The organism is Paenibacillus sp. N119s (assembly GCF_059447605.1).
Genome location: NZ_JCAJRU010000136.1, coordinates 1 through 14,054 on the forward strand (window position 1 = coordinate 1; position 14,054 = coordinate 14,054).

Genomic DNA, 14,054 nt, shown 5'->3' on the forward strand with positions numbered 1-14,054 from the left:
CCTCACGCTCAAAGAAGTCGTGCGACTTCACGCGGAATACGACGTACAAGTCACCTGCCGGTCCTCCGTTGACCCCGCCTTCGCCTTCACCGTTGATACGCATTTGTGCGCCATCATCCACACCCGCTGGAATGCGGATATGAATTTTGCGTTTCTTGCGGACACGGCCTGATCCACTACAAGTCGTACATTTTTCTTTGATGATTTTACCGGAACCGCCGCAATTGGAGCAGGCGCGACGATTAACCATGCGACCAAACGGTGTATTCTGCACCACTTCTTCCTGTCCACTGCCGTGGCAGACGGAACAGGTCTGTGGTTGAGTGCCCGCTTTGGCTCCTGTACCATGACACGTATCGCATGTTTCCGTACGTTCAATTTGAATGTCGGTTTCTTTACCAAATACCGCTTCTTTGAATTCAATCGTCATCGTATATTGAAGATCGTTCCCTCGTTGCGGTGCATTCGGGTCACGTCGACCATTGCCGCCACCAAAGAACATATCAAAAATATCACCAAATCCGCCACCGAAGTCGGCACCACCGAAGCCGCCTCCCATGCCCTGATTCGGGTCTACATGACCGTATTGGTCATATCTTGCCCGCTTCTGGCCATCACTGAGGACATCGTAAGCTTCTTTTACTTCTTTAAATTTTGCTTCAGCGTCCGCAGCCTTGTTCACGTCCGGATGATACTGACGCGCAAGTTTACGGTAGGCCTTTTTGACTTCTTCATCCGAAGCGCCTTTTGCGACACCCAGCACCTCATAATAATCACGCTTATCAGCCAATGTTCCACCCCCATGCCTACAACGTGTCTGCACTACATATAAAAGGAAAGCCAAAGGCGCGGGATGACCCGGCTTTGACCTTCCCATCTTTCAAGGCAGTACAACCCGTAATATGCTTATTTATCTTGGAAATAACGGTTACCCTTAGGCTAATTGTTATTTATCAAGGCAGCTACGCTGCTAATTACTGTCCAGTATATCATAACGCACCAGTATACCGTAAAGTTGTAACTACCCGATCCGTTGCTCAGTCTTTCTTCTGATCTTCGTCAACAACTTCATAGTCCGCATCAACTACATTGTCACGGCCTTTGTTGTCTGCTGCTCCTTCTTGAGCTTGTGCTGCTTGAGCGGCTTGCTCATACAATTTCACAGACAATTGCTGAACGATTTCAGTCAGTTCTTCAGTAGCTTTTTTGATGTCCTCCAGATTGTCGGATTCCAGCGTTTTTTGCAGATTTTCTTTAGCTGCATTGGCTTTTTCGACTTCACCTGCATCCGCTTTTTCGCCCAGATCTTTAATCGTTTTGTCTACAGAGTAGATCAGTTGGTCTGCAGCGTTTTTCGCTTCTACCAAATCTTTGCGTTTCTTATCTTCTTCCGCATGCAATTCGGCATCCTTCATCATACGTTCTACTTCCTCATCGCTCAAGCCGCTGGAAGAAGTGATCGTAATTTTTTGGCTTTTGCCTGTGCCTTTATCTGTAGCAGATACGTTCACGATACCGTTCGCATCCAGATCGAAGGTAACTTCGATTTGCGGTACACCACGTGGTGCTGGAGGGATATCTCCCAATTGGAAACGGCCCAGCGTTTTGTTGCCTGCTGCCATTTCGCGTTCACCTTGCAGTACGTGAATTTCTACGCTAGGCTGATTGTCGGCATATGTCGAGAATACCTGCGATTTGCTCGTAGGGATTGTCGTGTTGCGTTCAATCATTTTAGTGAATACGCCACCTGCAGTTTCGATACCGAGGGACAGTGGAGTTACGTCAAGAAGAACGACGTCTTTCACATCACCTGTCAATACACCTGCTTGAACTGCCGCACCCAAAGCTACCACTTCATCAGGGTTTACGCCTTTGTGAGGCTCTTTACCTGTCAGCTTTTTGATGGCTTCTTGTACAGCTGGAATACGTGTGGAGCCGCCGACCAAAACGATTTTGTCGATGTCGCTAGCACTCATGCCTGCATCTTTCATCGCTTGACGAGTAGGTCCCAAAGTACGTTCTACCAGATCTGCGGACAATTCTTCAAACTTCGCACGAGTCAGGTTCAACTCCAAGTGCTGCGGAACGCCGTCAGCTACGGTAATAAACGGCAAGGAAACAGTTGTTGTCAATACGCCGGACAGTTCTTTCTTAGCTTTTTCTGCTGCGTCTTTCAGACGTTGTACAGCTGCTTTATCTTTGCTCAGATCAATACCTTGATCTTTCTTGAACTCATTTACGAGGTAATCAATAATCACTTGGTCAAAGTCATCGCCACCCAGCTTGTTGTCGCCGCTTGTTGCTTTAACTTCGAAGAAACCATCGCCGAGTTCCAGAATGGATACGTCGAATGTACCGCCGCCCAAGTCATATACAAGGATTGTTTGGTCTTCGGATTTTTCCATACCATATGCCAATGCAGCTGCTGTTGGCTCATTGACAATCCGCAAAACTTCCAGACCGGCAATTTTACCTGCGTCCTTAGTTGCTTGACGTTGACCGTCATTGAAATAAGCAGGAACAGTGATAACTGCTTGAGAAACCGTTTGGCCTAGGTATGCCTCAGCATCGGCTTTCAGCTTTTGCAAAATCATAGCGGAAATTTCCGGTGCAGAATATTCCTTACCATCAATGTTTTCTTTGTGACTTGTACCCATGTGGCGCTTGATGGACATAATTGTACGATCCGGGTTTGTAATGGCTTGGCGTTTTGCCGTTTCCCCTACAATACGCTCCCCATCTTTTTTGAAACCGACCACGGAAGGGGTTGTGCGTGCGCCTTCCGGATTTGGAATAACGACGGCTTCGCCGCCCTCCATAACAGCCACACAAGAGTTGGTTGTACCTAAGTCAATACCGATTACTTTGCTCATCGGACAATTCCTCCTTCTGTATATACGAGGCCCTCAGGCCAGAATAGTTGATCAGAATGATGTAAGTCTAATGTATATAGAAAAAGTTACATGCTAACTTTTACCATTGCTGGTCGAAGCACCTTGTCCTTCAGCATGTATCCCTTTTGTACCTCTTCAACAACAATGCCTTCATCATGCTCTTCGCTCTCTACCTGCATAATAGCCTGATGGAAATCAGGGTTAAACGGTTGTCCAACTGCATTCATGGCCGTTACTCCCTCTGCCTGAAGCACACTCTCAAACTGGCGGAAAATCATTTCCACCCCTTTCGTGAATGACTCAGACTCCGCTCCTTGTGATGCTGTTGCCAGCGCACGCTCGAAGTTATCCAAAACAGGTACTAACTCGGTAACCAGCTTCATAGACGCATATTTAGCAAGTTCTTCCTTTTCTTTCAGCGTACGACGGCGAAAATTGTCAAAATCCGCCTGTGCACGCAGTAACCGCTGCTGATGCTCCTCAGCCTCTGCACGAAGTTTGGCCACCTCTGTGTCTTCTACCTCGGCTTCCAGTGCTGCCGCTTCATTCACCGGCTCTTCCTGCTGGCTCGTTTCGGCGGCTTCCTCTGTGCTTACATTTTGTTGTTTTTCATCTTGGAACGCTTGTTCTTCTTTCAAAATGTTTCACCTCCTTCAAGTTGTAACTCCCCTTACAAAAGCACGCAACAATGCACCCGCGCAGGATACAAACCGTATCCCAGCGCGGAACATGTAGGACCGCAACCTGTGCGATCTTATTTTATTTAAACCGTTGCGTTAGCATTGCGGTCAAATCCTTAGACAGGATACCCAAAATATTAATAACTCTCGCATATTCCATCCGCGTCGGCCCCAATATACCTATCGTGCCCAACGCTTCTCCGTCTACTGCATATGTAGCAGTAATCAGGCTGCAATTAGCAAACGCCTCATGATCATTTTCCGTACCGATGCGGACTTGAATTTCAGGTGCTCCGGCTACAGGGGTCATCAGTTTAAGCAGCGTTGGTGTTTCCTCCAGCAGATCAAGAATATGTTTAACCTTTTCTACATCTTTAAATTCAGGTTGATTCAGCATGTTCGTCGCACCGCTTAAATACAAGCGCTGATCCGATTCATTATCAAGTGCTTTATCCAGCACCTTCATAGCGTCCTCAAAATGAGACACATGCTTCTCCATTTCCTGACCAAGCGCGGTGTAAAGGCGTGATTTAAGCTGATAAATCGGCACACCGACCAGCTTGCTGTTCAGCAAATTCACAACCTTTTCCATTTCGGAGATTGAGATTCCTGGCGGAATATCCACCGTTTTATTCTCCACCTGACCTGTATTGGTCACGATAATCGCCACTGCCGTCGTTTCGTTGAGCGGCAACAGCTGAAAATGACGCAACGAAGTATGAAAAACCTCCGGCCCAAGCAGGATGGAAGTATAATTGGTCATATGGGACAAAATGCCTGATGCATGCTGGATCACTTGTTCCATTACATTCAGCTTTTCGGCGTAAAAGGCTTTTAGTTCCCGCATTTCCACAGGCTTCAGTGTATTTAGCGGCACCAAATGGTCCACATAATAACGATAGCCTTTATGAGACGGGATGCGTCCCGCAGAAGTATGGGGTTGCTCCAGATAGCCCTGTTCCTCCAAATCCGACATTTCATTACGGATCGTGGCTGGGCTGAATCCGACATCCTGCCTTTTGGATATGCTGCGGGAACCCACTGGCTCAGCCGAACGGATGTAGTCATCAATAATCGCATTCAAAATGAGTCTCTGACGTTCGGTTAACAAGCGAATCCCCCCTTATCGTTTATCCATAATAGCATGATTGTGAAATGGAATCATTAGCACTCGTTCGCGATGAGTGCTAACTGATAATACAAAAATACCAAACCGACCTGATCATTGTCAAGTCAGATCAGTATTTTCAATAAACGATATTTATTACATCCATTTTGATCACTATGGTAAAACAGAGCGTTTGCAATTTTTCACCTAAAACCTCATTATTCATCATATCCAAACCGTATTTATCTATAGGGCAGAAAACAGAAAAATTTGAGATTGTGTCCCCAAGCTGTTTTAACTTCATTGCCCTAAAGGAGGAATGAGATCTGAGAAGCCAGCGCCGTAACCTTTTATACGCCCTAATCGCACTCTTACCCACAATTTGTATGTTTTACATTTTGATTGAGTTGTTTCCGTACACAGGACTAGGCAGAATCGTTGCTTTGCCACTAACTTTTATTCTGAACGCTGCCCTTATGATTTCCGTAATCCATCTAATTCGTAAATTAAGAACTCTGTGGTGTGTCTTTATCCTGGTCCCTACCATTCTGTTAAGCATGTGGAATACCATTTTATTTTACCCGCAAGAATTCAGTCCAAGTATTCCCAAGCAAATAAAATATAGTGTTACAGCTATATCACATTATGATGATTTAACACCAGCCGATTGGAAAGAGTACACATATCGTCCAAGCCGAATCGGAGAGTCTGAAAAATACGTTGTCGCCTTGTATAAATACAAACATCAAGTTCCGTTAGATGGCACTACATACTTTTATAATGATACGGATTATTACTGGGAACATCCCATAAGCAGCCTGAGTGAAATACCCTCGGAACTGAAGCCTCATCATCAATTCATTTGGTGGTTGCTCCAAAACTTCGAGAAATGAACAAGGGCAAACATTACAAGCTGCAATACATACGCACAACTATGTCCTGATAAAAAAAACTGAACTGACCTCATTATTACCAGGTCAGTTCAGTACTTTCAATACTGCGATTTCATCGCAATTGTTTTGCTTGCTGCAGTGAATACAGTCGGTCCATACCTTTTCAGGGAAAATCTCTTTGCTAACAACATCAAAACCGTTTCTTATAAAAAAGGATACCTCGTAGGTCAATGCCATAATTTTAGGAATACGTTGCCGCCGTGCTTCTATAATAAGGCCCTCCACAAGCTTGGAGCCAATTCCCATTCCTTTATGTCCCTCAGAGATGCCAAGGGAGCGAATCTCCACCAAATCAGCGCCCAATTTGCATAAAGAACCACAACCAACGACCTGGCCATCCACCTCTGCAACAATAAACAGCTCCAGTTGGCGCGTAAGCACTTCCCTTGAACGTGGCAGCATAATCCCCCGCTCTGCATAGCCGCTAATCATTTGATATAAAGGCTCCACATCCTCAGGAACCGCACTTCTGCACAATACATCTTTACACACTGAAGCCATCTTGCTCTCCTCCTGCCGCTTGCCGCATATAATGAATAAATATACAACATTACGCATAGAATCGCAATACTCCATTTACCCTGCTGTGGCAGAATGGTGTAATACAAAGATAGTACAGGTTATACGGTGAAAACGTGCTGTATTGAAGTCTGCAACCTATGCATTTGCCGTGATCGACCCGATGAACTCTGCAAATACATCATTTCCGAATAAAATGCCGCGTTCGCTCAAACGATACCCATCCTCGATCGATTCGATTAATCCCGCATTCAGCATTTTTCCGAGAGGCACTGTAAATATGTCTTCCAACGCCTGACCGAATTGAGCTTTAAAGCGGGATTTGGACACACCCTCCAGCATTCTCAAACCAACCATGAGGAAATCCTCCATGGCTTCCGCCGTCGGCACTTCAAAGCTATCCAGACGCGGCAGACCATTCCGAGTAGCCTCCACATAAGGGTTAATACCCTTAATGTTCATGTGACGCTCTCTGCCGACATAACCATGTGCCCCGGCGCCGAGACCGTAATAATCCTCATTACGCCAATAAGTCATATTATGCTTACTTCCCAAACCTGGTTTTGCGAAATTACTAATTTCATACTGTTCATACCCCGCTTCTTTCATGCGACGCATAAGGAGTAAATACATTTCCAGTTCGTCATCTTCATGTGGAAGTGGCAGCTGATTTTTCTGGTACAGCGTGTGGAAAAGCGTGTTCTCTTCAACCTTCAAACTGTAGATCGAGTAATGAGGAAGCTCTAGCTCCAGCGCTCTACTGACGCTTTCATCCAGCATGTCCACCGTTTGATTCGGCAAACCGAACATCAGGTCAATCGACAGATTATCCAAGCCAGCCTTTCGTGCGTTTTCCAAACTACGATAGACATCATCTGTACTATGAATACGACCTATGCCTGTAAGCAGCTCATTCTGGAAAGCCTGCACCCCAAAGCTGAGTCGATTGACGCCGCCTTCTTTCATCACAGAAAGTTTTTCAAAATCAATTGTACCCGGATTAGCTTCCATGGAAAACTCAATATCTTCCGCCCAGTTTGGAAAATAGGTGCGAACGCTCTTCAGGAAATATTCCATTTCCTTCGGATTGAGAGTCGTTGGTGTTCCGCCCCCGACAAAAATGGTCTTTATCTCCCCAGGCGGGTGAAGTTTGACCGTATGTTCCATCTCCCGTTCCAAGGCATACAGATATTCCATAACAGGCTGATCCTTGAGCACATAAGAGTTGAAATCACAGTAAAAGCATTTATTCGTACAGAAAGGTATATGCAAATAAACCGCTTGAGGTGCGGATGAATATTCATGTTTTTGTATGGATGCGGTCATACCGATCCTCCTTGTCGATTTCAGGATATAGTGAGAAAATGAGCCGAGTTGAGACCAAGCGCTTCGTGTTCCATTTGATCTTCTGATCGCTGTTACTCGCCAATTTTTTATTATATAAACACTCTTAGGGATAAAATTGGGGAGTAAAGGCGAACGCTACGCTTCTCCAGATTCAAATGGCCCACTCCGCTGCTGCCCACCACAAGTCGATCATTTTTTATGGTGTAGGTGTTGCAGTAAAAGAAACTCTACTTAGAGATACGCTAAAGTTTTAATGATACTATGCTTTGTTACGCTGATTGTAACTTGAACGAGATCTACGTCTTGAATAGCTTGCTCAAATAAAGAACGTCCATTCTTCATGCTGGCCAATGCCCCATGAAAGAATGGACGAATACTTCAAACTGCTTTACTCATCTATCTTCAGTACCGCCATAAATGCTTCCTGTGGTACTTCTACGTTACCGACCTGCTTCATACGTTTCTTGCCCTCTTTTTGCTTCTCAAGCAGCTTCCGTTTACGGGAAATATCGCCGCCATAACATTTGGCCAAGACGTTTTTACGCATAGCCTTAACGGTTTCACGCGCAACTACCTTTGTTCCTACAGATGCCTGGATTGGCACCTCGAACATTTGACGCGGAATCAGTTCGCGCAGCTTCTCACAAATGATGCGTCCGCGGTGATAAGCCCGATCTCTATGCACGATGAACGACAGGGCATCGACCTGCTCGCCGTTCAACAGAATATCCATCTTCACCAGATTAGACTGGCGATAGCCTGAAATTTCATAGTCAAAGGAAGCATATCCTTTGGTGCTGGATTTAAGCTGATCAAAGAAATCATATACGATTTCAGACAAAGGAATCTGGTACGTAATCGTTACCCGTGTTGTATCCAGATACTCCATGTTCACGTACTCACCACGCTTGGTCTGGCAAAGCTCCATAACCGTACCTACGTAATCATTTGGCACGATGATGCCTGCCTTAACATATGGCTCTTGCACATGTTCAATACGTCCTACTTCCGGGTAGTTGGAAGGGTTATCGATTTCAATCGTTTCCCCGTTAGTCAATTGTACACGGTAAATTACGCTCGGTGCCGTTGTAATCAGCGGAATATTGAATTCACGTTCAATACGTTCTTGAATGACGTCCATATGGAGCAGACCAAGGAAACCGCAACGGAAACCAAAGCCCAGCGCACTGGATGTTTCCGGTTCAAAGCTAAGCGAAGCATCGTTCAGCTGCAGCTTTTCAAGCGCCTCACGCAGGTCGTTGTACTCCGATGTTTCAATCGGATACAGACCGCAATACACCATCGGATTAATTTTCCGATAGCCTGGCATCGGCTCTGGTGTTGGATTTTTGGCATCCGTCACCGTATCCCCGACACGTGTGTCGCCCACATGCTTGATTCCGGCAACAATAAAACCAACATCACCGACATTCAGCTCGTCCACGATTGTCATACGTGGCATGAAAGCTCCAACCTCAATGACTTCAAACGTTTTGTCAGTCGCCATCATTTTAATTTTCGAACCTGCGCGGATACTGCCATCCACAACACGTACATATACGATAACGCCCTTATAAGGATCATAATGCGAATCGAATATAAGCGCCTTGAGTGGATTATCCGGATTTCCTTGCGGAGCAGGCACACTTCTGACCACCTGTTCCAGAATTTCCTTGATACCGATTCCAGCTTTGGCTGAAGCATGTACAGTCTCGCTTGTGTCCAAGCCGATAACATCCTCGATTTCCTGCTTAACCCGTTCAGGATCAGCACTCGGCAAATCAATTTTGTTAAGCACCGGCAAAATCTCCAGATTGTTGTCGAGCGCCAAATAAACGTTAGCCAGTGTCTGGGCTTCAATCCCCTGCGCTGCGTCTACTACCAGCAAAGCACCTTCGCAGGCTGCCAAACTACGGGATACCTCATAGGTAAAATCGACGTGTCCCGGGGTATCAATCAAATTCAAAATGTACTCTTCGCCGTCATCGGCCTTATAGGTGAGTCGCACTGCCTGGAGCTTAATCGTAATCCCGCGCTCCCGCTCCAGTTCCATCTGGTCAAGCACTTGCTCCTGCATTTCACGGGAAGTGAGTGCACCGGTATACTCCAAGATCCGGTCAGCCAGCGTGGATTTACCATGGTCTATATGTGCAATGATACTAAAGTTCCGAATTTTACGTTGTCTTGCCAAAATATCAGTCATGCCTTACCCCCACACAATGCCTAGTATCAATCAGCTTATTATAGCAGTTGTAAGGGGGGTCAGCAATATTTCTATTCTGTTACCCCGTCAAATACAGATACAACCCAGCGAATGCTCTTTCTTGACAGGTTTTGAAGCAGTCCAGCCGTCTTGTCGGCCATGGTATCCACCGATGCCTGTTGCGCCTTGACGGCTAACAGTTCACGAGGTGTCTCCAAACCTTGCCGGGTATTGTCATCTTGTGCAGTTTTCGTGTCCCATTCATGTGTCCAGCGTGTGCTCTGCTCCTCGCTTCGTTCGTTTGGTTTCTCTGCATTCATGTCCGTTTGTGGCTCCGATTCGACCTTTCCACCTGTATTATACGTACGGTTATACGCTCGGGCATTAGCTGCCGGGGTATCCTCAATCACCGTCTGTTCGTATTCAACATTCTTTTGAGTTACCGATGAAACTGGATTCTCAGCCCATTCCGGGCCATAGACTGAGCGCAGGCCAGAGCCTGCCAGCTGCATGCCAAGTAACACGCCTGCCCCGACCAGAAGCACAAATCCGAGCGCTTTTTTACGAAAATGTCCAGACATTTATATCCCCCTTCCTACTACCTCATTTAATTGCCGCTCTTTTGGTTGTCAGATACATGGGTATCCGCCTTTTGTGCTTTCTGATCTTCCCAATACACTTCACTGATCATGTCCGCCAAAACGTCAGAGGTCCGTTTTAACTCCTCCTCGGTGTTATCAATCCCCCCGATTTCAATCAAAATGCTATGGGAAGACAAGCTTTGATTGTATTCCCCGTTGTTTCCTTTGCCGCCATCTTTCCCCCATACACCGCGCGATACGCCGTGATATGATTTTTCCAGTTTTTCATGAATACGAGCGGCAAAAGCTTCATTTTTGCGCCAATTTTTGTTGTCATGTCCAATGATAAAATACACTTTGGCATAAGAGAGTCCATTAATAGTGGCTGTTGTTTTTCCATGACGTTGAGAATCACGATGAATATCAAGCAGATAAGTTAAACCTTTATTTTGAGCCAAAGCTTCCTTGACGGTTTCGCGTGAATATTTGTAAGAGTAGTTCCAATTGTAATTTTGAACGGTGGCCGCATAATCCTTGTTTACATGCAGTGTGGATATCCCTTTCTTTTCCAGTCCCTTCTTTACAAAGTCCCCCACCCTTGATACATTGGCTGATTTGGAACCTGAATTGGGGTTAGAGCTGGTTTTGCTTAATAATGGGTTATATGCTTCTCTCGGATGAGAGTGGTAGATTAATATCCGCTTCTCTCCTTTGGCGGCATCAACTGGATCATCCTTACGGGCGGGGTCTGTTTCCGGTGTTGTCGGAATATCCGGTGTAGTAGATGGCGGGTTCTCAGCTGTGTCTGATCCTCCAGGGGTATCCGTCGTTCCCTGATCAGGCTGATAGTCCTCAGGACCCTCCACCTTGATGTTCCCCGAACCCTTGCGCAGCAAGACAGGCGCTCCCGCAGACATACCAGGAATTTCACGAGCAATGAGGCTTTTGGGATCCTGCGGATTAATACCTGTAAGCATCTGAAAAACAAATGGTGACCATTGTTCCCCCGACAACGAAGAATGCTGCTTCTTTTGTGCCAAATGGGGTACCTCCATACCTAGCATATCCGCGAAAAAACCGCTGGACACTGAGCCCGCCAATCCTTTCATCGAAGAAACAGGAGAGGTTTGCAAACGATTTTCTGCCAACCCTCCTAATCCCAAAACGACAAATAAAAGCGCCGAGCCCATGATAAGCAGCACAAGCGTATGTCCCATCGCCAAAATTTCGATACCTTTTCTTCTCCATCTTCCGACGTTCCAGGTCTGAATTTTTTTCATGTGAGCTTGTCCTCCTTCGTCCCGTCGAAACCCGCTTTTTTACTTCAGAACACAGGGTTCCTATCCGTTGCGGAAATCTCTTATACTTCAACTCTATGAACGGAGAACAATTACTAGAACAAAAAAATCTCTATCTACAGGTAAATTCCATCCCTTTTTGAGAGAGATAGGATGCCTGTTAAATAGAGATTTTTGTGTCTGTGTCTTAGAAAGATGGTTTTGCTAGCCTTTCATTAATGCGTATACGCGGCGACATTGTCAGGATCAACCGCCTCATGCAGAGCAGCGTTCAATCCAGTCGCAATGATATTTGCGATATCTTCAATAAATTCATCAATCTCTTTTGGAGTGACAATCAAATCATGCCCTAATGGTTGAAGTACCTCTCTCACCAGCCCGAGTCTCTCAGGTTCTGAAATATCATCCAACATCCCCAGAATTACTTTGGTAGAAGCCTTTTCTTTGGTAAAATGCGTTTTCATCAATTCGATTACATTATTGACTATGGTTGAAGCGTAGCATACCGTGGGAACACCGATCGCGATACACGGAACTCCCATAATATCCTTGGTGATGCCGCGCCGCTTGTTGCCAATACCTGAACCTGGATGTATTCCGATGTCCGCCACCTGAATGGTCGTATTGACACGCTCCAGTGAACGTGATGCCAGAGCATCAATAGCAATAATCAGTTCTGGCTTTGTGCGATCCACAATACCTTGAACAATCTCACTGGATTCGATTCCCGTAATACCCAGAACACCCGGTGCAATCGCACTCACATCCCGATATCCCGGGTTGATCTGATCAGGTGTCAGTTCAAAATATTGACGGGTCACCATTAAATTTTCAACGACAAGCGGACCCAGCGAATCAGGAGTAACGTTCCAATTTCCCAAACCTACCACCAGCACTTTTGCCGTCTTAGAAATCCCTATTTTTTGTATAAAGTGCTCCATTTCTTTTGCAAAGGTAATAGCTACCCGCTGCTGGAGCCCAGTGTCGCCTTCACGCAAGCCAGGTACTTCGAGCGTAACGTAATGCCCTTGTACCCGTCCGATCCGGTTGGCTCCTTCTTCATTTAATACATCCAACCGTGTAATTTTAATACCGTTATCTTCCTCCACGTTCTCATTTATACCCGCCAGCGGTACAGGCTGATTTCGTTCTGCCAGTTCTCTTGCCTCTAATGCCAAATCCGTGCGGACTGCATACTTCTGCAAATCCAGATCCATCTCTTACCCCTCCTTATATACCATCACTGGCTATAGTGTGCGAGCCACCCAACAGGTTTATGCACATCCATTTTCATCCTGTAATTTGCATCGTCTCAGAATGTTTTCTTATTGCAATTTGAGGTACGGCATGCTAAAATATTTTAAGTTGTGAAACGTTTGTGTTCATAAGTAATGCCTTTACAGGAGGTGAATGTAATGCCAAACATCAAATCCGCTATCAAACGCGTTAAAACTAGCGACAAACGCCGTGCGTTGAACGCTTCCCAAAAATCTGCGCTTCGTACAGCAGTAAAAGCTGCCGATACAGCGTTGGTAAATAACGAAGCTGAAACTGCTGCTGCTGCTTTCAAAGTGGCTTCCCAAAAGCTGGACAAGGCTGTAACTAAAGGTTTGATCCACAAAAATGCAGCTGCTCGCAAGAAATCCCGCTTGGCGAAAAAACTTAACGCTCTTACAGCTCAAGCGTAAGCAAGAGCTACTTTCATACGTTAATGAAAAAATCCTGACCAGCCTTGGCTGATCAGGATTTTTTAGTTTATAACTTTATGGGATTAGATTGAAGCACCCGCTCCCATTTTCATCAAAAATAGTTCCAGCCCCAATACCTTGTCAACGACACCTGTCTTCATATGATAGTCTAGCTCGCCCAGCTCATAGAGAAGCTGGCGCAGTTGCTCAGGACGGAAACGCCGTGCTTGGTCCCCTGCAACTTTCACCCCATAAGGATGCAAGCTGAGCTGACTCGCAATTTGTTGCTGTGAATAGCTTTGACCTGCCAGCTCTTTGACCTGCAACATAATGCGAAACTGTCGGGTGATCAAAGCTGCGATCTTGATTGGTTCCTCTTTTTGCTTAAGCAACTCATAAAAAATACTAAGCGCCTTATCCAACCGCAAATTAGCCAGATCCTCAACCATCGCAAATACGTTCTGCTCTGTATTACGAGGCACAAGGGACTCAATGACAGCGGACGAGATCGTTCCCTGTGCTCCTGCGTACAAGCACAACTTATCGATCTCGGCAGCCAAGGATTGAAGCCCAGTACCCGTGAATTGTATGAGTCTCTCAGCCGCCCCTGCTGCCAATTGCACTTCTCTTTCTGCTGCACGCTTATGGAGCCAAGCCACAAGATCATCTCCACCCATAGGGGCAAAGGCAATAACGGAAGCATCACTTTTCAGTTTCTTGACAATCTTTTTCCGTTCATCCAACTTTTCAGCCTGAACCGTAAAAACGATGACACTATAGTCA

The 14,054-nt window shown here is 45.9% G+C and carries 13 protein-coding genes; 2 read left to right on the forward strand and 11 right to left on the reverse strand.

What is annotated here, in order from left to right; genetic code table 11:
• From dnaJ to hrcA, 4 genes are all read right to left on the reverse strand, one after another.
• On the reverse strand, positions 1 to 790 hold a 790-nt coding region (gene dnaJ, locus AC5V8P_RS15790), incomplete at its 3' end, for a molecular chaperone DnaJ (RefSeq protein ID WP_495473716.1).
• Positions 791 to 1,037: 247 nt separating this feature from the next.
• Positions 1,038 to 2,873, reverse strand: coding sequence for a molecular chaperone DnaK (gene dnaK / locus AC5V8P_RS15795; RefSeq protein WP_063210068.1), 1,836 nt, complete (start codon positions 2,871 to 2,873; stop codon positions 1,038 to 1,040).
• An 86-nt stretch (positions 2,874 to 2,959) separates the two neighbouring features.
• Positions 2,960 to 3,532 (reverse strand): nucleotide exchange factor GrpE, encoded by a 573-nt coding sequence (gene grpE / locus AC5V8P_RS15800; protein ID WP_064796013.1) that lies wholly within the window; start codon positions 3,530 to 3,532, stop codon positions 2,960 to 2,962.
• Positions 3,533 to 3,653: 121 nt separating this feature from the next.
• A complete protein-coding gene (gene hrcA, locus AC5V8P_RS15805) occupies positions 3,654 to 4,685 on the reverse strand; it encodes a heat-inducible transcriptional repressor HrcA (RefSeq protein WP_063210066.1) in 1,032 nt (343 codons plus the stop codon).
• 383 nt (positions 4,686 to 5,068) lie between these two features.
• On the opposite strand from hrcA, the gene AC5V8P_RS15810 reads away from it, so the two are divergent.
• Positions 5,069 to 5,575 (forward strand): hypothetical protein, encoded by a 507-nt coding sequence (locus AC5V8P_RS15810; protein WP_231116774.1) that lies wholly within the window; start codon positions 5,069 to 5,071, stop codon positions 5,573 to 5,575.
• A gap of 84 nt (positions 5,576 to 5,659) precedes the next feature.
• Here the strand turns inward: AC5V8P_RS15810 and AC5V8P_RS15815 are convergent, their stop codons facing one another.
• From AC5V8P_RS15815 to gpr, 6 genes are all read right to left on the reverse strand, one after another.
• Positions 5,660 to 6,136, reverse strand: coding sequence for an N-acetyltransferase (locus AC5V8P_RS15815; RefSeq protein WP_064796011.1), 477 nt, complete (start codon positions 6,134 to 6,136; stop codon positions 5,660 to 5,662).
• Positions 6,137 to 6,292: 156 nt separating this feature from the next.
• The gene (gene hemW, locus AC5V8P_RS15820) at positions 6,293 to 7,480 is read right to left on the reverse strand and encodes a radical SAM family heme chaperone HemW (protein ID WP_064796010.1); all 1,188 of its coding nucleotides are present in this window, start codon (positions 7,478 to 7,480) and stop codon (positions 6,293 to 6,295) included.
• A 409-nt stretch (positions 7,481 to 7,889) separates the two neighbouring features.
• The gene (gene lepA / locus AC5V8P_RS15825; protein ID WP_063210063.1) at positions 7,890 to 9,704 is read right to left on the reverse strand and encodes a translation elongation factor 4; all 1,815 of its coding nucleotides are present in this window, start codon (positions 9,702 to 9,704) and stop codon (positions 7,890 to 7,892) included.
• A 71-nt stretch (positions 9,705 to 9,775) separates the two neighbouring features.
• Entirely contained in the window at positions 9,776 to 10,285 is a 510-nt protein-coding gene (locus AC5V8P_RS15830; RefSeq protein WP_063210062.1) for a hypothetical protein, read from the reverse strand.
• 26 nt (positions 10,286 to 10,311) lie between these two features.
• A complete protein-coding gene (locus AC5V8P_RS15835) occupies positions 10,312 to 11,565 on the reverse strand; it encodes a stage II sporulation protein P (RefSeq protein ID WP_064796009.1) in 1,254 nt (417 codons plus the stop codon).
• Positions 11,566 to 11,798: 233 nt separating this feature from the next.
• Positions 11,799 to 12,800 carry a GPR endopeptidase gene (gene gpr, locus AC5V8P_RS15840; RefSeq protein WP_063210060.1) on the reverse strand — a complete coding sequence of 334 codons (1,002 nt, stop codon included), beginning with the start codon at positions 12,798 to 12,800 and terminating at the stop codon, positions 11,799 to 11,801.
• Between the two features lie 198 nt (positions 12,801 to 12,998).
• Here gpr and rpsT point away from each other — a divergent pair, with 198 nt between their 5' ends.
• The gene (gene rpsT / locus AC5V8P_RS15845; protein WP_014282531.1) at positions 12,999 to 13,271 is read left to right on the forward strand and encodes a 30S ribosomal protein S20; all 273 of its coding nucleotides are present in this window, start codon (positions 12,999 to 13,001) and stop codon (positions 13,269 to 13,271) included.
• Between the two features lie 83 nt (positions 13,272 to 13,354).
• Here the strand turns inward: rpsT and holA are convergent.
• On the reverse strand, positions 13,355 to 14,054 hold a 700-nt coding region (gene holA / locus AC5V8P_RS15850), incomplete at its 5' end, for a DNA polymerase III subunit delta (protein ID WP_495473717.1).

Excerpts from the sequence above, each read along its gene's own strand:
- AC5V8P_RS15835 (WP_064796009.1), bottom strand. The coding sequence starts at position 11,565 with ATGAAAAAAATTCAGACCTGGAACGTCGGAAGATGGAGAAGAAAAGGT.
- hemW (WP_064796010.1), bottom strand. The coding sequence starts at position 7,480 with ATGACCGCATCCATACAAAAACATGAATATTCATCCGCACCTCAAGCG.
- gpr (WP_063210060.1), bottom strand. The coding sequence starts at position 12,800 with ATGGATCTGGATTTGCAGAAGTATGCAGTCCGCACGGATTTGGCATTA.
- rpsT (WP_014282531.1), top strand. The coding sequence starts at position 12,999 with ATGCCAAACATCAAATCCGCTATCAAACGCGTTAAAACTAGCGACAAA.
- AC5V8P_RS15830 (WP_063210062.1), bottom strand. The coding sequence starts at position 10,285 with ATGTCTGGACATTTTCGTAAAAAAGCGCTCGGATTTGTGCTTCTGGTC.
- lepA (WP_063210063.1), bottom strand. The coding sequence starts at position 9,704 with ATGACTGATATTTTGGCAAGACAACGTAAAATTCGGAACTTTAGTATC.
- dnaK (WP_063210068.1), bottom strand. The coding sequence starts at position 2,873 with ATGAGCAAAGTAATCGGTATTGACTTAGGTACAACCAACTCTTGTGTG.
- AC5V8P_RS15815 (WP_064796011.1), bottom strand. The coding sequence starts at position 6,136 with ATGGCTTCAGTGTGTAAAGATGTATTGTGCAGAAGTGCGGTTCCTGAG.
- AC5V8P_RS15810 (WP_231116774.1), top strand. The coding sequence starts at position 5,069 with ATGTTTTACATTTTGATTGAGTTGTTTCCGTACACAGGACTAGGCAGA.